The organism is Streptomyces sp. HUAS MG56 (assembly GCF_058673395.1).
Map to the genome: position 1 here is coordinate 9,078,635 of NZ_CM178722.1, position 19,286 is coordinate 9,097,920.

Consider the following 19,286-nt stretch of genomic DNA (forward strand, 5'->3'; position numbering starts at 1 on the left):
TCGGTCATCGGACGAGTGCAGATTAGTGGGCGGGTACCGCCGGGGCGAGAGGGCGACTCCGTGCGCCGCGTTCATGGTGCGCCGCGTTGACCGTGCGGCGGGTTCATTTCCGGTCGAGCCGCGCCTCGGCGGCGTGCCAGCGGGCGTCGTCGCCGCGCGGCGTGTACCGGGTCAGCGGCTGGGTCCGGGTGAGCAGCCCGCGCAGCGCGGCGAGGTCACCGGCGAGCCCGTGGGCGCGGGCCTGCACGAGCACGTTGCCGAGGGCGGCCGCCTCCGTCGGCCCCGCCACCACGGGCAGCCCGCAGGCGTCAGCCGTCAGCTGGCACAGCAGCGCGTTGCGGGTGCCGCCGCCGACGAGGTGCACCACGTCCACCGGGTGGTCGGCGAGGCGCCGCGCGTCCGCGACGGCCCGCCGGTGGGCGAGGGCCAGCGAGTCGAGGACGCACCGGGTGACCTCGCCCCGTGTCCCGGGCACCGGCTGCCCCGATGCCCGGCAGGCCGCGGCGATCCGCTGCGGCATCCGTCCCGGCGCGAGGAACGCATCGTCCCCGGCGTCCACCACCGAGCGCAGGCCCGGCGCGGTGCCGGCCTCGCGCAGCAGCAACCCCAAGTCCGGCTCGTCCCAGGCGCGTTGGCACTCCTGGAGCAGCCACAGCCCCATGATGTTGCGCAGGTAGCGGACGGTGCCGTCCAGCCCCAGTTCGTTGGTGAAGTTCGCGGCCCGGCTCTCCTCGGTGAGCACGGGGGCGGCCAGCTCCAGCCCGGCCAGGGACCACGTGCCGGTGCAGATGTACGCGAAGTTCCTCCCGGTCGCCGGGACGGCGGCCACCGCGGAGGCGGTGTCGTGCGAGCCGACGGCCGTCACCGGCACGGGTCCGGCCAGCCCGGTCTCCTCCAGCACCTCGGGCCGCAGCACTCCGGCCGGATCCCCCGGCTGCCGCAGCGGCGCGAACAGCCCGAGGTCGATGCCGAGCCGCTCGGCGATCCCGTACGCCCACGTCCGCGTCCGGGGATCGATGAGCTGGGTGGTGGAGGCGTTGGTCAGCTCGGTGCCCTGCTCGCCGGTGAGCCAGTGGCTGAGCAGATCGGGGATGAGCAACAGCCGTTCCGCATGGGCGAGTTGACGTGACGACCGGGCGGCGGTGAGCTGGAGGAGGGTGTTGAACGGCGCGTACTGGATACCGGTCGCGCCGTACAACTCCCCGGCGGGCACCGTCGCCCACACCTTCTCGGCGGCGCCCTCGGTGCGGGCGTCGCGGTAGTGCACCGGGTTGCCCAGCAGGGCCCCGTCGGCGTCCAGCAGACCGTAGTCGACGGCCCAGCCGTCGATGCCGACGGACGCCACCTGCCCGGCCGCCCGCAGCCCGTCCAGGACACCGCCGTACAGCGCGAGCACGTCCCAGCGCAGCCCCTCCGGGACGCGCACCGGCCGGTTGGGGAACCGGTGCGCCTCACCCAGCTCCAGCGCGTCGGCCCCCACGCGGCCGACCATCACCCGCCCGCTGGACGCGCCCAGATCGACCGCGGCGTACGACCTCACTCCCGCGCTCATCGCAGGAACGCGGCCGCCACGCCCGCGTCGACCGGGATGTGCAGCCCGGTGGTGTGCGTCAGGTCCCCGCCGGTGAGCGCGAAGACCGCAGCGGCCACGTGCTCGGGCAGCACCTCCCGCTTGAGGAGGGTCCGCTGTGCGTAGAACTCGCCCAGCTTCTCCTCCGGCACCCCGTACACGGCGGCCCGCTGCGCGCCCCAGCCGCCGGCGAAGATCCCGGACCCGCGCACCACCCCGTCCGGGTTGACCCCGTTGACCCGGATCCCGTGCTCACCCAACTCGGCTGCCAGCAGCCGCACTTGATGGGCCTGGTCGGCCTTGGTCGCCGAGTAGGCGATGTTGTGAGGCCCGGCGAAGACGGCGTTCTTGGACGCGATGTAGACGATGTCACCGCCCATCTGCTGCGCGATCATCACCCTGGCCGCCTCCCGCGACACGAGGAAGGAGCCCCGGGCCATGATGTCGTGCTGGAGGTCCCAGTCCTCGGCGGTGGTCTCCAGCAGCGGCTTGGAGATGGAGATCCCGGCGTTGTTCACGACGAGGTCGACCCCGCCGAAGGCGAGCACGGCGGCCCGGAACGCGGCGGCGATCTGCTCCTCGTCCGTCACATCGACGCTGACGGCGACGGCCCGGTCGGACCCGCCCAGCTCCTGCGCGACGGCGGCGGCGCTGTCCGCGTTCAGATCGGCGACGACGACGCACGCCCCCTCGGCGACGAGCCGCCGCGCGACGGCCCGCCCGATCCCGCTGCCGGCGCCCGTGACGAGCGCGACCCGGGTGGCCAGCGGCTTCGGCCTCGGCATCCGCCGGAGCTTGGCCTCCTCCAGCGCCCAGTACTCGATACGGAACTTCTCGGACTCCTCGATCGGCGCGTACGCCGACACGGCCTCCGCGCCCCGCATGACATGGACGGCGTTGACGTAGAACTCGCCTGCCACGCGCGCGGTCTGCTTGTCCTTGCCGAAGGAGAACATCCCCACGCCCGGGATCAGCACGATCGCCGGGTCGGCACCGCGCATGGCGGGGGAGTCGGGCAGCGCGTGCCGCTCGTAGTAGGCGGCGTACTCCTCCCGGTAGGCGGCGTGCAGGTCCCTCAGCCGCGCGACGGCCTCCGCCAGGGGCGCGGCCGGCGGCAGGTCGAGCACCAGCGGCCGTACCTTGGTGCGCAGGAAGTGGTCCGGGCACGACGTCCCCAGCGCGGCCAGCCGGGGATGCTCGGCCCGCGCCAGGAAGTCCAGCACCACGCCGGCGTCGTCGAAGTGCCCGACCTGCGGCTTGTCCTGGGAGGCGAGGGCCCGTACGTACGGCGCGAGCGCCGCCGCCCGCTCCCTGCGCTCGGCCTCGGGCAGGGCGCCGTATCCCTTGACGAGCGGCCCGAAGGGCTCCGCCTTCCCCCGCTCGGCGAGGAACTCCTCGGCGGTGCGGATGATGTGCAGCGAGTTGCGCTCGCACTCCCCGGAGGTGTCGCCCCAGGCGGTGATGCCGTGCCCGCCGAGGACGCATCCGACGGCCTGCGGGTGGGCGGCCCTGACCGCGGCGATGTCCAGCCCCAGCTGGAACCCCGGCCGCCGCCACGGCACCCACACCACGCTGTCCCCGAAGCACTCGGCGGTCAGTTTCTCCCCGTCGGCCGCACAGGCGAGCGCGATTCCCGAGTCCGGATGCAGATGATCGACGTGCGGGGCGTCCACCAGAGCGTGCATGGCGGTGTCGATGGACGGCGCCGCCCCGCCGCTGCCGTGCAGGCAGTAGTCGAACGCGGCGACCATCTCGTCCTCGCGCTCGACCCCGGGATACACGTCCGCGAGCGCCCGCAGCCGATCCAGCCGCAACACCGCGAGCCCGGCCTCGGTGAGGGTGCCGAGGTCCCCTCCGGACCCCTTGACCCACATCAGCTCGACGTCACCACCGGTCACGGGATCGGTCCCGGTGCCCTTCGCGGACGCGTTGCCGCCGGCGTAGTTGGTGTTACGGGGGTCGGAGCCGAGCCGACGGGAGCGGGAGAGGAGGGCGGCGGCTTCGGGGTGGGAAGTCATGAGAGACGGTTCCTTTCAAGCAGGGGGTGGGTAAACCAGGGGCGCGGGGCTGCATCGATGTGCGGCTCCGCCGCGTGGGCACGACCAGCCACATACGACCCGCACCCCGCAACGGCGCTCAACCGGGCAGACGCTCACGCCCCCCAGCCAGCCTGCTGCCCCCCGACTCGCTCAGCGGCAGTCCTCTCCGCCCAGCCCGAGAGGGCATACGCCGCGATCGGCTCGGGATCCACCCCCATCTCCCCCCGCACCTCCCGCAACAACGCCCGCACATCGGTGTTGTACGCATCCATCAACACCCCATGGGCGCCGAGCACATCACCGGCGGCCTGAGCCTGCGCCAACGCCGCCCGGTCGACCAGCAGAGCCTTCGCCGTGGCCTCCTGCACGTTCATCACGGACCGGATGATCGCCGGAATCTTCGCCTCGATGTTGTGACACTGATCGAGCATGAACGCGATCCCGGCCTCCGCCGCGAACCCACCCCCGCGCACCACCTCGTACATGATCCGGAACAGCTGGAACGGGTCGGCGGCCCCCACCATGAGGTCGTCGTCGGCGTAGAACCGCGAGTTGAAGTCGAACCCGCCGAGCCTCCCCTCCCGCAGCAGCGTGGCGACGATGAACTCGATGTTGGTCCCCGGCGCGTGGTGCCCGGTGTCGACCACGACCTGCGCCTTCGGCCCGAGCTTCAGACAGTGCGCGTACGCCGTGCCCCAGTCCGGCACGTCCGTCGCGTAGAACGCCGGCTCGAAGAGCTTGTACTCCAGCAGCATCCGCTGCCCCTCGCCGAGCCGCTCGTACACCTCGGCCAGCCCCTCGGCCAGCCGGTCCTGCCGGGCGCGGACGTCGTCCTGGCCGGGGTAGTTCGTGCCGTCGGCGAACCACAGCTTGAGATCGGCGGAGCCGGTCGCGTCCATGATGTCGACGCACTCCAGCAGATGATCGAGCGCCTTGCGCCGCACCGCCGCGTCCGGATGGCAGATGCTGCCCAGCCTGTAGTCGTCGTCCTGGAAGGTGTTGGAGTTGATCGCGCCCAGCCTCAGCCCGCGTTCCTCGGCGTACTTGGCCAACGCCGCATAGTCCTCGACCTTGTCCCAGGGGATGTGCAGGGCCACGGTCGGGGCCACGCCCGTGAACTCGTGCACCTTCGCCGCGTCCTGGAGTTTCTCCCAGGGATCGCGGGGCACGCCGGCCTGGGCGAACACCTTGAAACGGGTTCCCGAGTTTCCGTACGCCCACGACGGTGTCTCGACGGCCTGGGTCTTGAGCGCGGCCTTCACCGCGGCGAGGTCGGTCACTGCGGGCTCCTGGTGGTGTGGTCGGAACAACGAGGTATGTGAAACGATTCAGAAGCGCAAGCTAGGGGCCCCTCGGAAGGGTGTCAAGGACTCCGGTCGAGCCGGTTTTCCGTGACTCCGCCGTGACCTTGGGCTATCGAAATTTTTTCGATACGGACCCATTGACGTGACATGGCTGCTGTGCCTACGGTCCCGGCAATCCAGTTGAAACCTTTCACGATGCTGTGGGTGCGGGCCTCGCGGCCGTTTCCGCCGGTGTCGTCGAGGAGCCTGCCATGACCCACCCGCCCGACACGGGACCGGCGCCGGTGCTGGCGCTGAGGGGCGTCTCCAAGTCCTTCGGCGCCGTACGTGCCCTCAGGGACGTCTCCCTGGAGCTGCTGCCCGGCGAGGTGCACGCCCTCGCCGGAGAGAACGGCGCGGGCAAGTCGACGCTGATCAAGACCCTCGCCGGGGTGCACCGGCCGGACACCGGCCAGGTGCTGCTCGATGGCGAGAGCGTCGTCTTCCACGGCCCCGGCGACGCCCGCGACGCGGGGATCGCCGTCATCTACCAGGAGCCCACGCTCTTTCCCGACCTGTCGATCGCCGAGAACATCTTCATGGGCCGCCAGCCCCGGCGGGCCCTGCGCCGGATCGACCACAGGGCCACCCGCGCGGCCACGGCCGCCCTGATGAAGCGGCTCGGCGTCGGCCTCGACCCCGACCGGCCCGCCCGCGGACTGTCGATCGCCGACCAGCAGATCGTCGAGATCGCCAAGGCGCTCTCCTTCGACGCCCGGGTCCTGATCATGGACGAGCCGACGGCCGCCCTGACCGGCAGCGAGGTCGCCCGGCTCTTCGGCGTCGTGCGCACCCTGAGCGAGCAGGGCGCCGCCGTCCTGTTCATCTCCCACCGCCTGGAGGAGATCTTCCGCATCTGCCACCGGGTGACCACGCTGCGGGACGGCGCCCGGATCGCCTGCGAGCCGCTCGACGGCATGACCGAGGACGACCTGGTCCGCCGGATGGTCGGCCGCGAGCTGGCCGAGCTGTATCCGAAGCAGGAGGTGGAGCCCGGCCAAGTGGCCCTCAGCGTACGGCGGTTGACCCGCGAGGGCGTCTTCACCGACGTGTCGTTCGAGGTGCGGCGCGGCGAGATCGTCGGTCTCGCCGGGCTGGTGGGCGCCGGTCGTACGGAAGTGGCCCGCGCCGTGTTCGGCGTCGACCGGTGGGACGCGGGCGAGGTCCAGATCGACGGGCGCCGGCTCACGGGCGGCGCGCCCTCCACGGCGATGGCCGCGGGCCTCGCCCTCGTCCCCGAGGACCGGCGCGCCCAGGGCCTGGTGATGGACATGTCCATCGAGCGGAACATCGGGCTGACCGGGCTGCGTGCGACCGTGCGCGCCGGGCTGATGGACCGCGGCGCCGAGCGCAGCCGTTCCCTGGACTGGGCGGTGAGGCTCCAGGTGAAGTACGCCCGGATCGCGGATGCCGTCGGCACCCTCTCGGGAGGCAACCAGCAGAAGGTCGTCCTCGCCAAGTGGCTCGCGACCGGCCCGAAGGTGCTCATCGTGGACGAGCCGACACGGGGCATCGACGTCGGCACGAAGGCGGAGGTGCACCGGCTGCTGTCGCAACTCGCCGCCGAGGGGGTGGCGGTGCTGATGATCTCCTCCGACCTGCCCGAGATCCTCGGCATGGCCGACCGGGTGCTGGTGATGCACGAGGGCCGGATCACCGCCGAGATCCCCCGCTCCCGAGCCACCGAGGAGACCGTGATGGCCGCAGCCACCGGGAGGGCCGCCGCATGACGGTGACCACCCCCGGCTCCACCCCCGTCGCCGAAGCAACCCGGTCGCAGGGGACCCGGTTGGCCGACCGCGTCTTCACGATGCGCGAACTCGCCATCCTGGTCGTCTTCCTGGTGATGATCGCGGTCACCCAGGCCGGTAACAGCCAGTTCCTGTCGGAGCAGGGCATCAAGGACCTGCTGCTCAACGCGACCATCCTGGTGCTGGTCGCCACCGGCCAGTCCCTGGTGGTGATCACAAGGAACGTCGACCTGTCGGTGGGCTCCACTCTCGGCATCAGCGCCTTCGCCGCGGGCACGTACCTCCACGGAGGCGGGAACCCTGTCCTCGCGATCGTCCTGGCCGTCCTGCTCGGCGTCGGCTTCGGCGTCCTCAACGGCCTGCTCGTCAGCCTCGGCCAGGTGCCGGCCCTCGTCGTCACCCTCGGCACCCTTTACATCATCCGCGGCATCGACTCCATCTGGGTCGGCTCACGCCAGATCACCGCGGCCGACCTCCCTGGTGACTTCGTCGACTTCGGCTCCGGCGGCGTCGCAGCGATCCCCTGGCTCGCCGTGATCGCGCTCGCCGTCCTCGTCGCCACCGCCTACTACCTCAAACACTTCGGCGGCGGCCGGGAGTTGTACGCCCTCGGCTCCAACCCGGAGGCCGCCCGGCTGGCCGGCATCCCGGTGCGCCGGCGGATCCTCACCGCCTACACCGCCTGCGGAGCGCTCGCCGGACTTGCCGGGGCGATGTACCTGGCCCGCTTCGGCAACGTCGACTCGGGCACCGGCAACGGCTACGAACTCACCGTCGTCAGCGCGGTGGTGGTCGGCGGCGTCGTCTTCACCGGCGGCTCGGGCAGCGTCTACGGCGCCGCGCTCGGCGCCCTGCTGCTCACCTCCGTGAACAGTGTGCTGCCCGCGCTCGGCGTCAGCTCTGTGTGGGTGCTCGCGATCAACGGGGTCCTGCTGCTCCTCGCCATCGCCGTCGACCGGATCGTCGCGCTGAGGGTGGCCGCCGCCCTGAAGAAGAAGTCGGTCCGGCCGGGGACCGCCCTGCCGAAGGAGAACGCCGGTGCCTGAGTCACTGACCCGCGCCGTCCGCTGGGACACCGTCGTCGGCGCGCTCCTGATCGTTCTGTTGCTTCTGTCGTTCGGTTTCGTGGACGGTTTCGGCAACGCGCTGAACCTGTCCTTCCTGATCGGTAACACGCTTCCGATCGCATTGATCGCCCTGCCGATGACCCTGCTCGTGGTCTGCGGCGAGATCGACCTGTCGGTGGCGTCCACGGCCGGGCTGTCCGGGGCGGTGCTGGGCAAGCTCTGGAACGAGGGCATGGCGATCGAGACGATCATCCCGCTGTGCCTGCTGCTGGGCGTGGTGTGCGGACTGGTCAACGGCCTGCTCGTGACCCGGCTCGGCCTGCCCTCGCTCGCCGTCACCATCGGCACCCTCGCCGCCTACCGGGGCCTCGCCCAGATCGTGCTCGGCTCCGACGCGGTCACCGACTTCCCGTCCCAGTACCTGGACTTCGGGTCCGGCCGGCTCGGCGGCACGTTCCTGCCGCAGGCGTTCCTGCCCTTCCTCGCCCTGCTCGCCATCGCCGTGCTCGTGCTGCACGCCACGCCGTTCGGGCGCTCGCTGTTCGCGGTCGGCGCGAGCGAGGAAGCGGCGCGCTTCGCCGGGATCCGGGTGAAGCGGACCAAGCTGCTGCTCTTCGTCGCCACCGGCTTCATGTCGGCGCTCACCGGTGTCTTCTGGGTGCTGCACTACGCCAGCGCGCGCTACGACAACGCCACCGGGCTCGAACTCTCCGTCGTGGCAGCCGTGTTGCTCGGCGGGATCGACTTCGACGGGGGCCGCGGGACGCTGGGCGGTGCGATCGCCGGGGTGTTTCTGCTCGGTGCGCTGCAGAACGTGATGAGCCTGCTGAACGTCTCCGCGCAGTCCCAGATCGTCGTCACCGGTGTGCTGCTGGTCGTCTCCGTGCTCGGCCCCCGGGTCGCGCGCCAGATCGCCGTCGCGCGGGTGAGCCGCAGAGCCGCCTCGGCTCCGGCCCCGTAGCCCGTCCCCAGCCCTCCCTCACAAAGGACCCTCCGCCATGCGCAAGCCGTCCCTCCGCCGTACCTGCGCCGCCCTCGCCGCCGGAACCTCCCTCGCCCTCGCCCTCACCGCCTGCGGCGGCACCACCAAGAACGACGTCAGGAACAACGACTCCGTCGCCCCCACGGGCAAGGCCGATCCCCATGCGGCCCTCAAGAAGGGGCTCACCGTCGGCTTCCTGCCCAAGCAGGTGAACAACCCGTACTTCACCACCGCCGACAAGGGCGGCGAGAAGGCACTCGCCGAACTCGGCTCGACCTACAAGGAGGTGGGCCCCTCCAGCGCCACCGACACCGCGGGGCAGGTGAGTTACGTCAACACGCTCACCCAGCAGCAGGTGAACGGGATCGCCGTGTCCGCACAGGACCCCGGGGCGCTGTGCACCGCGCTGAAGCAGGCCATGGGCAACGGCATCAAGGTCGTCACCTACGACTCCGACACGGACCCCGGCTGCCGCGACGCCTTCGTCTCGCAGGCGTCCGCCGAGGACCTGGGTCGTACCGAGGTGCAGCTGCTCGCGCGGCAGATCGGGTACAAGGGCGAGATCGCGATCCTGTCGGCGGCGCAGACCGCGACGAACCAGAACGCCTGGATCGGCTACATGAAGGACGAGCTGAAGGACCCCAAGTACAAGGACGTCAGGCTCGTCAAGATCGCTTACGGCAACGACGACGCCCAGCAGTCCTTCCAGCAGACCCAGGGACTGCTCCAGGAGCACCCGGACCTGAAGGGGATCATCTCCCCGACCACCGTCGGCATCAAGGCCGCCGCCCAGTACCTGTCCGGCTCGAAGTACAGGGGCAAGGTCAAGCTCACCGGTCTCGGCACGCCGAACGACATGCGCACGTACGTCAAGAACGGCACCGTCGACGCCTTCGAGCTGTGGGACCCGGCGGCGCTCGGCGACCTGGCCGCGCGGGCCGCGGTCGCGCTGGCCTCGGGGCAGATCACCGGCAAGGAGGGGGAGACCTTCAAGGCCGGCGCCACGACGTACACCCTCGGCAAGGACGGCGTCATCACCCTCGGCAAGCCGACCGTGTTCGACGCGAAGAACGTCGACCGGTTCAACTTCTAGTGAAGCGAGGGGCGTTGATGCAGCGCGTGTGTTTCCTGCTGAAGGTCAGGGCGGACCGCCTCGACGAGTACCGGGAGCGGCATGCCGCCGTCTGGCCGGAGATGCTCGACGCCCTGAGGGCGACCGGCTGGCACAACTACTCGCTCTTCCTGCGTGAGGACGGCCTGCTCGTCGGCTATCTGGAGACCGAGGACTTCGCCGCCGCCCGGGCCGGCATGGCGGCCACCGGCGTCAACGCCCGCTGGCAGGCGGAGATGGCGCCGTTCTTCGAGTCGCCGGACGGTGCCCGGCCCGACGAGGCCGTGAGACCGCTCACGGAGGTGTTCCACCTGTCATGACCGCCGCCGGAAGCGGGCTCGCGGCACCCCGGGTCACCCCCCTCGGCCGCACCCTCCTCGATCACCGGGCCCTGTACTTCGTCTCGTACGACGGGCTCGTCAACAACAACTCCTTCCAGAAGAACGGCCTGTTCACCTACCGGGGCCGGCAGTACGCGGCCTGGTACGCGGAAGACCGCCGCGCGACCGTCGCCCGCCGCACCGCGGGCCGGGCGGACTGGGCGGCGGTGCCGCTGGACCACCGGCTGGGGAGCGACGACTCGCACAACGTGATCTCGATGGGCGTCTCGCGGCGTGACGGCCGGCTGCACCTGGTCATGGACGCGCACAGCAGCGGCTTCCGGTACGTGAAGTCCGTCGCCGGGCTGCTCGACCGCCCCGCCGACACGCCCTGGGACCCGTCCGTCTTCGGCGCCGTACGGACCACCCTCGACGGGCTCGCCCTCACCACCCGGTTCACCTACCCGCAGTTCCTCACGACGCCCGAGGGCGACCTCCAGCTCAGCTACCGCGTCGGCATCTCCGGCGACGGCAGCAACGCCCTTGCCGAGTACGGCCGTTCGGGCTGGACGGTGCTGGGGGAGTGGACCGCGTCGACGGGCACGTACACGAGCGCGCACGGCTCCAGCACCGCGCGGAACATGTATCTGCACGGCATCGACTACGACGTCCACGGCCGACTGCACGCCCTGTTCACCTGGCGCGAGCAGGACGGCGCCGTGATGTGCGGCGGCGGCGGACTGACCAATCACGACACCGGCTACGTCCACTCCACCGACCGGGGCCGGACCTGGCGCAACGACGCGGGGGCGGTCGTCGCCACCACCGGCGGCCCGGATCCGGTCGCCGTCACCGATCCCGGTCTCGTCGTGGACCCGCTCGGCCCCGACCACTGCCTGATGAACCAGGAGAGCCAGGCCACCGACTCCGCCGGGCTGCCGCACGCGATCATCAGCCACGTACCGGGCCGCCTCGGGCCGTGCACCACGGACTACGTCGCCGACCGCATCGCCCACGGACGCGCCTTCCACCTCCGCAAGAGGCCGGACGGGACGTGGCGGAAGACCGAGATCCCCGTCCCCCTGAACTCCAGCCAGCGCACCAAGCTCGTCCTCGACCGGTACGACAACGCCTACGCGGTCCTTCCCCACGGCCGCATCGCCGCCGCCTCGAAGGCCTCCGGGTACACCGACTGGACGGCGCTGTACGACGGCGGCGAGCTGAACGCCTTCGGCGAGGTGGTGATCGACGAGACGCGGGCCGTGGCGGAGGGCGTCCTGTCCTTCCTGTACCAGGAGAGGTCCACCGGTCAGGTGCCCTCGCCCCTGTACGTGGCCGATTTCGCCCTGCCCGCATGACGGTAATGTGAAGGCCGCCCGCCGTCCGTCCCTTTCGTCCCTGGAGGTCCTCGCCCGATGACCCAGTCGGTGGGTATCAAGGACGTCGCCCGCGCCGCCGGAGTCTCGGTGGGCACGGTGTCGAACGTCATCAACCGCCCGGACACCGTCGCGAGCGAGACCCGGGCCCGGGTGCTGTCCGCGATCGACCGGCTCGGCTACGTCCGCAGCGAGTCCGCGCGCCAGCTGCGCGCGGGCCGCAGCCGGATCATGGGCCTGCTCGTGCTCGACATGGGCAACCCCTTCTTCGTGGACGTGGCACGCGGTGCCGAGCGGGCGGCCCGGGAGGCGGGGCTCGGCGTGATGGTCTGCAACAGCGCGCAGAACGCCGCCGAAGAGGCCGAGTACCTGTCCCTGTTCGCCGAACAGCGGGTGCGGGGCGTGCTGCTGACCCCGGCCGACGCCACCGGCCGCAACATCGAGGCCTTCCGCCGCCACGGCATCCCGTTCGTGCTGGTCGACCGGGTCGCCGAGGGCACCACGGAGTGCTCGGTCTCCATGGACGACGTCGCGGGCGGCGCCCTCGCGGTGCGTCACCTGGTGGACGCCGGGCACCGCTCGATCGCCTACGTCAGCGGACCGCCCGGCCTCAACCAGGTCCGCGACCGCCGTACCGGCGCGCTGAGCGCGCTCGCCGAGGCCGGGCTCGGCCAGGGCGCGCTGCGGGAACTGCCCACCGAGCGTCTCGACGTGGCCGCCGGCCGGGACGCGGGCGCCCGTCTGCTGGGCCTCGCCGACCGCCCCACCGCCGTCTTCTGCGCCAACGACCTGCTCGCCCTCGGCGTGCTCCAGGCCATGTACGCGGCGGGCGTGCGCATCCCGGACGACCTGGCGATCGTCGGCTACGACGACATCGAGTTCGCAGCGGCGGCCGCCGTACCGCTGACCTCCGTACGGCAGCCGGCCGTCACCATGGGCGCGCTCGCCGCCGAGCTGCTGCTGGAGGAGACCGAGCAGGGCGAGGGACGGCGGCCGCACGAGCACCGCCGGGTGGTGCTCCAGCCGGAGTTGGTGGTGCGCCGCTCCAGCCTGGCCGCCCGCTGACCCGAAGTTCAGTAGAAAACCATGATCCCCGGGGTCGGCCGACGGCCGGTCGTGTGCTGAACTGGGTCCCGTCCGTACCGTCCGCCCCGGGAGCCCCGTTGAGCCTCAGCTACCGCCAGCCCGGTGTCGTCCTCACCGACCGCCGCTTCGCCGTGCCCCTCGACCACGCCGACCCGGGCGGCGAGACCATCGAGCTGTACGCCCGCGAGGTGGTCGCGAGCGACAAGGCCGGGCAGGACCTGCCCTGGCTGCTGTACCTCCAGGGCGGGCCCGGCTTCGGGGCGAATCGTTTCGTCGGACGTCAGGCCTGGCTCGAACGGGCCCTGAAGGACTACCGCGTCCTCCTTCTCGACCAGCGCGGCACCGGCAGCTCCACGCCCGCCACCCGGCAGACGCTCCCGCTGCGCGGCGGGCCCGCCGAGCAGGCCGACTACCTCGCCCGCTTCCGCGCCGACTCCATCGTCCGGGACTGCGAGGCCATCCGCCCCGAGGTCACCGGCGGCGCCCCCTGGACCGTGCTCGGCCAGAGCTTCGGCGGCTTCTGCACGGTGTCGTACCTCTCCCTCGCGTCCGAGGGCCTCTCCGCCGCTCTCGTCACCGGCGGTCTGCCGTCCCTGCACGCCCACGCCGACGACGTCTACCGCGCCGCCTACCCGCGCGTCGAGCGCAAGGTCACCGCGCACTACGCCCGCTACCCGCAGGACGTCGAGCGGGCCCGTCGCATCGCCGACCACCTCCTCACCCACGACGTGGTCCTCCCGAGCGGCTACCGCTTCACCGCCGAGGCCTTCCAGTCCCTCGGCCTGATGCTCGGCATGAGCGACGGCAGCCACCGTCTGCACCTGCTCCTGGAGGACGCCTTCGTCCGCACCCCGGCCGGCCCGGAGCTGGCGGACGCCTTCCTGGAACAGGTCATGAGCCTGCTGTCGTACGCCAGTTATCCGCTGTACGCCCTCGTCCACGAGACGATCTATGGCCAGGGCGCCCGGCCCACGGCCTGGGCCGCCGAACGGATCCGGGCCGAGTTCCCGCAGTTCGACGCGGCCAAGGCCCTCGCGGGCGACGCCCCGGTACTCTTCACCGGCGAGACGGTCCACCCCTGGATGTTCGACGCCGACCCCGCCCTGCGCCCGCTGCGCGAGACGGCCGAACTCCTCGCCGCACGCACCGACTGGACCCCGCTGTACGACCCGGCCCACCTCGCCGCGAACGAGGTGCCGGTCGCCGCGGCCGTCTACCACGACGACATGTACGTCGACGCGACCCACTCCCTGGAGACCGCACGCGCGGTGCGCGGCCTGCGGACCTGGGTGACGGACGAGTTCGAGCACGACGGGCTGCGGACGGGGGCGCCGCGGGTGCTGGACCGGCTGCTGGCGCTGACGAGGGACGAGGTGTAGCGCGCGGCACTCCCGCAGGTCAGTAGGGTGGAGCCCATGCCGGAACAGATAGCTGACCTCTCCGACCTGCGCGGCGACTGCGCCCAGTGCTTCGGGCTGTGCTGTGTCGCCCTGCCCTTCGCCAGGTCCGCCGACTTCGCGCTGAACAAGCCCGCCGGCACACCGTGCGCGAACCTCCGGCGCGATCACCGCTGCGGCATCCACGCGGACCTGCGCACCAAGGGCTTCACCGGCTGCACGGTCTACGACTGCTTCGGCGCCGGGCAGAAGGTCGCGCAGGTCACCTTCGGCGGGCAGGACTGGCGTACCGGGTCCGAGGAGCACGCCCGCCGGATGTTCGACGTGTTCCCGGTCGTACGGCAGCTGCACGAGCTGCTGTGGTACCTGACCGAGGCGCTCGGCCTGCCCGCCGCCCGGCCCGTCCACGCCGATCTGCGCCGGACGCTGGAGGAGACCGAACGGCTGACCCGGCAGAGCCCCGAGGAACTGGCCGCCCTGGACGTGGCCGCGCACCGGCAGCGGGTCAACGTGCTCCTGCTGCGCACCAGCGAGCTGGCCCGGGCGGACGTCGGCGACGGGAAAAGCGGAAAGAGCGGTAAGAGCGGAAAGAAGGGCAAGGGCGGTGGCAAGGACCGGCGGGGCGCGGATCTCGTCGGGGCCCGGCTGCGCGGCGCCGACCTGCGCGGGGCGACTCTGCGGGGCGCCCTGCTCATCGCCGCGGACCTCACCGGGGCGGATCTGCGGGGCGCGGACATGATCGGTGCCGATCTGCGTGACGCGGACCTGACCGACGCCGACCTGACCGGTGCCTTCTTCCTCACCCAGCCGCAGGTGAACGCCGCGCGGGGCAGTGCCGGTACTCGGTTGCCGGAGTCAGTCGGCCGGCCGCTGCACTGGGCAACCAGCGGCTGAGTGCCGGGACGTGTCGTCGTTCGGCCGCGGCGTCGTCGTGGTTGATCGTGCGCACGCGGCGGTAGCGGCATGTTCAGCGCAGCCCCGCGCCCCTTCAGGGCGTCTGGCCAACCCCAACCGCAACCCCTCCGGCATCACCGTCAGCCGCTCGATCACCTTCAGCCGGTAGGCGGGGTCGGCCCGCAGGTCGTAGCGGCGCAGCAGCAGGCCGAGGACCAGGGTGGCCTCGTGCAGGGCGAACTGGCGGCCGATGCAGGCCCGGGCGCCGGTGCCGAACGGCTTGAAGGTGTGCGGCGGGCGGGCCCGTACGGCCGCCGCCTCGAAGCGGTCCGGGTCGAAGCGCTCGGCGTCCTCGCCCCACACCTCAGGGTCGCGGTGCAGCATCGGCGTCAGCACCATCGCCCACGCGCCCCGGCGCATCGGATGGTCGCCGCCGAGCACCGTGTCCCGCACGGCCTCGCGGGCGTAGGCCGGCGCGGTGGGCCACAGGCGCAGTGACTCGTCCAGCACCCGGCGGACGTAGCGCAACTTGGCGACCTGCTCGTACGCGGGTCGTTCGGTGTCGCCCCAGACGCGGTCCACCTCGGCGCGGGCGCGGGCGGCGATCTCCGGGTGGCGGGCGAGGTAGTACAGGGCGAAGGAGAGCGCGCCCGAGGTGGTCTCGTGGCCCGCCACCAGGAACGTGATCACCTGCTTGCGGACGTTCTCGGCCGACAGCTTCTCGCCGGTCTCCGGGTGCGCCGTCCGAAGCATACGGTCGAGCAGGTCGCCCTCCCCGCGGCCGCCCCGGCGCCGGGCCGCGACCAGGTCGTCCACCGTGCGGTTGAGGTAGGTCATGTCGGCCGCGTTGCGCCGGGCGGCGGAGCGCAGCAGCAGCGGGGCGAGCGGCCCGGGCACGCTGTTCAGGCGCTGGGCGTAGGTGAGCGTGCCGACCATCGCGGTGACGAAGGGGTGCGGCCGGTCCCGCTCGAAGGAGCCGAAGTCGTGCCCGAACCCGGTGCGCGCGATCGTCTCCAGGGTCAGCTTGGTCATGTCCCCGGGCACGTCCACCGTGCGCCCGGCCGCGCTCTCCCGGTCCCAGTGGCCGGTCAGCCGCTCGGCGACCGCCAGCATCATGCCGTGGTAGCCCTCCATGGCCTCCCGGCTGAAGCCGGGCGCCAGGACGTCGTGCGCCAGCTGCCAGTTGGGCTCGTGGTTGTAGGCGGTGAACAACCCGTCGCCGGCGACCGGCCGCAGATTGGCCACCCCGAGTCCGACGTGCTTGGCGAACCGGGTCTCGTCGGCGAGGTCGGCGGCGAGCGCCGCGCCCCACACGAACACGAACTCCTTGCCGAAGGCGCGGCGCCGGAAGACGGGGCCGAGCTCGCGTGCGAGGCGCATCGAGTCCTGGACGGGCGTGCGCCGGTTCACGCCGAGGACGTCACCGAGCAGCGGCACCCGGCGCGGCGGGTGCGGGATGCGGTCCAGCTCGGGCCAGCCCAGCTCGGCACTGCGGAAACCCCTCGGCAGCTCGGTTTCCCTGCTCTCCGCCGTCTCCGCCGTCTTCGTCGTCCGCGCCATGACGCCGATCTCCCTTGATCCAGCGAGCTGTTGAGCCGGTGCCGCCCGTGTTGTACGTGAGTTCAATAACGCGGCCCCAGTGTGATCCGTCCCTCGAACCGGCGTCAAGGCTTGTTGAACCGGCGTCCAGTAAAGTGACGGCATGGCCGCGAACCAGGGGGAGCGCGCCCGGCGCCGACTGAGCACCGGGGAGCGCCGCGAGCAGCTGCTGTCGGTCGGCGCGAAGCTGTTCTCGGACAGTCCCTACGACGAGGTGTGGATCGAGCAGGTCGCTGAGATCGCCGGGGTCTCGCGCGGGCTGCTGTACCACTACTTCCCGACCAAGCGGGACTTCTTCGCGGCGGTCGTGGAGCGCGAGAGCGAGCGGATGCTGCGCATGACGGCGGCCGTGCCCGGTGTGCCGGTGCGCGAGCAGCTCGCCGCCGGACTCGACACCTACCTCGGCTATGTCCGCGCCCACGCCCACGGCTTCCGCGCCTTCCATCGCGCCGACGCGGCCGGGGACCAGGCCGTGCGCCGGGTCTACCGGCGGGCGCTGGCCGCCCAGGAGGAGCAGATCCTCGCCGCGCTCGCCGCCGACCCCGAGTTCGGGTCCGCCTCCGAGACCGTTCCCCAGGTGCGGCTGGCGGTGCGCGGCTGGCTCGCCTTCACCACCGCCGTGTGCCTGGAGTGGCTGCGCGAAGGGGAGTTGAGCCAGGAGCAGGTGCGCGATCTGTGCGCCCGGGCGCTGCTGGGCGTCCTCGGCTGACCTCTCGTGTCATCGAGGCGTGGTTGGCGCACGCCCCGTTCTTCGGTAGGTTAGGCAAGGCTTACCTAAGGAGGTCTCGGGATGGGTGACACACAGGACTGGACGGCCGCACCCGGCGCGGCGGAACGGGCGCGGTCGGTGCTCGCCGCCGCATGGTCGTGCGCGGTGACCGCGGACGGCGTCCGCGAGGAGTACGTCGGTGCGCACACCGTGCCCGACGACGGCGCGGTTCGGCTCGCGGTGCCCGACGACAGCGGCCTGCTCACCGCGGCGATCTGCGCCCCGCGCCAGGAGCCGTCCGCCGTGCTGGAGTTCGCCGACGTCGCCCCCGTACCGGTGCGCGGCCGGATCCGGGCCCGGCTCCACCTCGCCGGCTGGTTCGCCGCCGACGGCGGCGAGCTGCTGTTCCGGCCCACCCGGGTGGTGCTGCGGCAGTCGGGCGGTGCCGTGGTCGTCGACCTCGGCGAGTTCGCCGCCGCCCGGCCCGACCCCCTGGCCAGCGCCGAGGCCCATCTGCTGACGCACCTCGCCGACGCCCACCCGGACGCCGTCGAGCGGCTCACCCGGCTGGTGCGGCCCGAGAGCCTGCACGCCGCGACCCGTGTGCTGCCCCTCGCCGTCGACCGGCACGGACTGACCCTGCGCATCGAGCGCACCCGTGCCCACGGCGACGTACGCCTGCCCTTCCACGCACCCGCCGACGACGTCACCCAACTCACCGAGCGCGTCCACGCCCTGCTCGCCCAGGCCGCGACCGCGGGCTGCCCCCGCGCGCTACAGCGGCAGCGCGCAGACGGCGACGGGTGAGGCGAACGGCTCACCGGCCGGGCGGAGTTCACCGCTGTCCCGGTCCACCTGGAAGACGGTGACCGTGCCCGAGCGCTGGTTCGCCGCGAACAGCAGCGTGCCGTCGGGCGAGAACGCGATCTGCCGCGGGAAGTCCCCGCCCACCGGCACCGTGCCGAGCAGCCGCAGCCGGGCGCCGTCGGCCTCGACCGCGTACCGCGCGAGGGTGTTGTCGCCCCGGTTGGCCAGGAACGCGTACCGGCCGTTCGCCGTCACCAGGAACTGCGCCGGGTAGTTGGTGGTGCCGCCGGCCGACCCCGTGGACTGCGGCGCGCCGATCGTCAGCCGGCCGGAGGCCGGGTCGTAGGCGCAGACGGCGACGGTGTCGTCCACCTCGTCGGCCAGGTACGCGTACCGCCCGCCCGGGTGGAAGGTGAGATGGCGCGGGCCCGCCCCGGGCCGGGTGTGCGCCTGCGACACCTCCGTGAGCGTGCCCTCGGCCTCGTCCAGGCGGTAGGTGTAGACGGTGTCGGTGCCGAGGTCGACCGCGAGGACGTGGCCGCCGTCCGGGCTCGTGATGAACTGGTGCGCGTGCGGCCCCTGTTGACCCGGTCCCGGGGCCGGAGAGGTGTGCGTGACCAGGGCGGTGCGTTCGCCGAGGGCGCCCGAGGCGTCGATCGGGTGCACGGCGACGCTGCCCGAGCCGTAGTCGGCGCTCAGCAGCCAGCGCCCGGACGGATGCACCGACACATGGCAGGGGCCCGCACCGCCGGTCGCGCGCGTGCCGAGGACGTGCCGGTCCGCGAGCCGTACGGCCGTCACCCCGCCGTCCTCGCGCTCGTCCACCGCGTACAGCGTGCGCCCGTCCGGGTGCACCGTGAGGTACGACGGATCGGGGACGCCGGTGAGCGTGCCCGCGCCGGAGATCCGGCCGGTCACCGGGTCGTACGAGGCCAGCCCGATGCCCGTGCCGCCGCCGACGACGGAGGTGTACGTGCCGATGAACAGCGGGCGGGGGCCGGACGGGTCTCCGGGTGGTGCGGCGGACCGCGGATTCCCGGCCGGGAGCGCGCCGGCGGCCGGCGGGGCCGCCGGGGACGGCACCGCCACCACGGCAGCCGTCCCCGCCACGGCCCCGACGAACCGGCGCCTGCTCCAGCGCCCGCTCTCCGCCGTTTCCTCCGTGTCCATGCCGCACCTCAGGTCGTCGCTCGCCCCGGTCGTGACAGCAGCCACCTTGGCCCCATCGGCCGTCA

The 19,286-nt window shown here is 72.3% G+C and carries 16 protein-coding genes; 11 read left to right on the plus strand and 5 right to left on the minus strand.

The window, feature by feature from the left end; genetic code table 11:
- Positions 1-103: 103 nt before the first annotated feature.
- The 3 genes from AC4OXY_RS41935 to rhaI form a co-directional block, all read right to left on the minus strand.
- Complete coding sequence (locus AC4OXY_RS41935) at positions 104-1,552, minus strand: rhamnulokinase (protein WP_356032917.1); 1,449 nt, start codon at positions 1,550-1,552, stop codon at positions 104-106.
- Entirely contained in the window at positions 1,549-3,588 is a 2,040-nt protein-coding gene (locus AC4OXY_RS41940; protein WP_491992340.1) for a bifunctional aldolase/short-chain dehydrogenase, read from the minus strand. The genes AC4OXY_RS41935 and AC4OXY_RS41940 overlap by 4 nt, the downstream gene beginning before the upstream one ends.
- A gap of 134 nt (positions 3,589-3,722) precedes the next feature.
- A complete protein-coding gene (gene rhaI / locus AC4OXY_RS41945; RefSeq protein ID WP_356032913.1) occupies positions 3,723-4,889 on the minus strand; it encodes an L-rhamnose isomerase in 1,167 nt (388 codons plus the stop codon).
- Between the two features lie 275 nt (positions 4,890-5,164).
- Between rhaI and AC4OXY_RS41950 the strand changes: the two genes are divergently transcribed.
- The 9 genes from AC4OXY_RS41950 to AC4OXY_RS41990 all read left to right on the plus strand — a co-directional run bounded on the left by AC4OXY_RS41950 (position 5,165) and on the right by AC4OXY_RS41990 (position 14,936).
- Positions 5,165-6,682: a sugar ABC transporter ATP-binding protein gene (locus AC4OXY_RS41950; protein WP_491992341.1), complete on the plus strand. Its 1,518-nt coding sequence runs from the start codon at positions 5,165-5,167 to the stop codon at positions 6,680-6,682.
- A complete protein-coding gene (locus AC4OXY_RS41955; protein ID WP_491992342.1) occupies positions 6,679-7,749 on the plus strand; it encodes an ABC transporter permease in 1,071 nt (356 codons plus the stop codon). Before AC4OXY_RS41950 ends, AC4OXY_RS41955 begins: the two co-directional genes overlap by 4 nt.
- On the plus strand, positions 7,742-8,731 hold the full coding sequence (locus AC4OXY_RS41960; protein ID WP_402063630.1) for an ABC transporter permease: 990 nt from the start codon (positions 7,742-7,744) through the stop codon (positions 8,729-8,731). Before AC4OXY_RS41955 ends, AC4OXY_RS41960 begins: the two co-directional genes overlap by 8 nt.
- A 37-nt stretch (positions 8,732-8,768) precedes the next feature.
- Positions 8,769-9,845: a rhamnose ABC transporter substrate-binding protein gene (rhaS, locus tag AC4OXY_RS41965; RefSeq protein ID WP_362819439.1), complete on the plus strand. Its 1,077-nt coding sequence runs from the start codon at positions 8,769-8,771 to the stop codon at positions 9,843-9,845.
- Between the two features lie 17 nt (positions 9,846-9,862).
- Positions 9,863-10,183, plus strand: coding sequence for an L-rhamnose mutarotase (locus tag AC4OXY_RS41970; protein ID WP_491992343.1), 321 nt, complete (start codon positions 9,863-9,865; stop codon positions 10,181-10,183).
- A complete protein-coding gene (locus AC4OXY_RS41975; RefSeq protein WP_491992344.1) occupies positions 10,180-11,541 on the plus strand; it encodes a BNR repeat-containing protein in 1,362 nt (453 codons plus the stop codon). Before AC4OXY_RS41970 ends, AC4OXY_RS41975 begins: the two co-directional genes overlap by 4 nt.
- A 57-nt stretch (positions 11,542-11,598) precedes the next feature.
- On the plus strand, positions 11,599-12,624 hold the full coding sequence (locus AC4OXY_RS41980) for a LacI family DNA-binding transcriptional regulator (protein WP_491992345.1): 1,026 nt from the start codon (positions 11,599-11,601) through the stop codon (positions 12,622-12,624).
- A gap of 98 nt (positions 12,625-12,722) precedes the next feature.
- Positions 12,723-14,024, plus strand: coding sequence for an alpha/beta fold hydrolase (locus AC4OXY_RS41985; protein WP_491992346.1), 1,302 nt, complete (start codon positions 12,723-12,725; stop codon positions 14,022-14,024).
- Between the two features lie 36 nt (positions 14,025-14,060).
- The gene (locus AC4OXY_RS41990; RefSeq protein WP_491992347.1) at positions 14,061-14,936 is read left to right on the plus strand and encodes a pentapeptide repeat-containing protein; all 876 of its coding nucleotides are present in this window, start codon (positions 14,061-14,063) and stop codon (positions 14,934-14,936) included.
- Here the strand turns inward: AC4OXY_RS41990 and AC4OXY_RS41995 are convergent.
- Positions 14,898-16,496, minus strand: coding sequence for a cytochrome P450 (locus AC4OXY_RS41995; protein WP_491992348.1), 1,599 nt, complete (start codon positions 16,494-16,496; stop codon positions 14,898-14,900). The two genes, AC4OXY_RS41990 and AC4OXY_RS41995, sit on opposite strands and share 39 nt — an antisense overlap.
- A gap of 142 nt (positions 16,497-16,638) precedes the next feature.
- Between AC4OXY_RS41995 and AC4OXY_RS42000 the strand changes: the two genes are divergently transcribed.
- Both AC4OXY_RS42000 and AC4OXY_RS42005 read left to right on the plus strand, forming a co-directional pair.
- Positions 16,639-17,244: a TetR/AcrR family transcriptional regulator gene (locus tag AC4OXY_RS42000; RefSeq protein ID WP_356032887.1), complete on the plus strand. Its 606-nt coding sequence runs from the start codon at positions 16,639-16,641 to the stop codon at positions 17,242-17,244.
- Positions 17,245-17,325: 81 nt separating this feature from the next.
- A complete protein-coding gene (locus AC4OXY_RS42005; RefSeq protein ID WP_376292975.1) occupies positions 17,326-18,051 on the plus strand; it encodes a DUF2470 domain-containing protein in 726 nt (241 codons plus the stop codon).
- Here AC4OXY_RS42005 and AC4OXY_RS42010 read toward each other — a convergent pair.
- A complete protein-coding gene (locus tag AC4OXY_RS42010) occupies positions 18,019-19,221 on the minus strand; it encodes a lactonase family protein (protein WP_362819446.1) in 1,203 nt (400 codons plus the stop codon). The two genes, AC4OXY_RS42005 and AC4OXY_RS42010, sit on opposite strands and share 33 nt — an antisense overlap.
- Positions 19,222-19,286 lie beyond the last annotated feature (65 nt).

Excerpts from the sequence above, each read along its gene's own strand:
- AC4OXY_RS41990 (WP_491992347.1), top strand. The coding sequence starts at position 14,061 with ATGCCGGAACAGATAGCTGACCTCTCCGACCTGCGCGGCGACTGCGCC.
- AC4OXY_RS41935 (WP_356032917.1), bottom strand. The coding sequence starts at position 1,552 with ATGAGCGCGGGAGTGAGGTCGTACGCCGCGGTCGATCTGGGCGCGTCC.
- AC4OXY_RS41940 (WP_491992340.1), bottom strand. The coding sequence starts at position 3,588 with ATGACTTCCCACCCCGAAGCCGCCGCCCTCCTCTCCCGCTCCCGTCGG.
- AC4OXY_RS41970 (WP_491992343.1), top strand. The coding sequence starts at position 9,863 with ATGCAGCGCGTGTGTTTCCTGCTGAAGGTCAGGGCGGACCGCCTCGAC.
- AC4OXY_RS41950 (WP_491992341.1), top strand. The coding sequence starts at position 5,165 with ATGACCCACCCGCCCGACACGGGACCGGCGCCGGTGCTGGCGCTGAGG.
- AC4OXY_RS42010 (WP_362819446.1), bottom strand. The coding sequence starts at position 19,221 with ATGGACACGGAGGAAACGGCGGAGAGCGGGCGCTGGAGCAGGCGCCGG.
- AC4OXY_RS41955 (WP_491992342.1), top strand. The coding sequence starts at position 6,679 with ATGACGGTGACCACCCCCGGCTCCACCCCCGTCGCCGAAGCAACCCGG.
- AC4OXY_RS42005 (WP_376292975.1), top strand. The coding sequence starts at position 17,326 with ATGGGTGACACACAGGACTGGACGGCCGCACCCGGCGCGGCGGAACGG.
- AC4OXY_RS41995 (WP_491992348.1), bottom strand. The coding sequence starts at position 16,496 with ATGGCGCGGACGACGAAGACGGCGGAGACGGCGGAGAGCAGGGAAACC.
- AC4OXY_RS42000 (WP_356032887.1), top strand. The coding sequence starts at position 16,639 with ATGGCCGCGAACCAGGGGGAGCGCGCCCGGCGCCGACTGAGCACCGGG.
- rhaS (WP_362819439.1), top strand. The coding sequence starts at position 8,769 with ATGCGCAAGCCGTCCCTCCGCCGTACCTGCGCCGCCCTCGCCGCCGGA.
- AC4OXY_RS41980 (WP_491992345.1), top strand. The coding sequence starts at position 11,599 with ATGACCCAGTCGGTGGGTATCAAGGACGTCGCCCGCGCCGCCGGAGTC.
- AC4OXY_RS41975 (WP_491992344.1), top strand. The coding sequence starts at position 10,180 with ATGACCGCCGCCGGAAGCGGGCTCGCGGCACCCCGGGTCACCCCCCTC.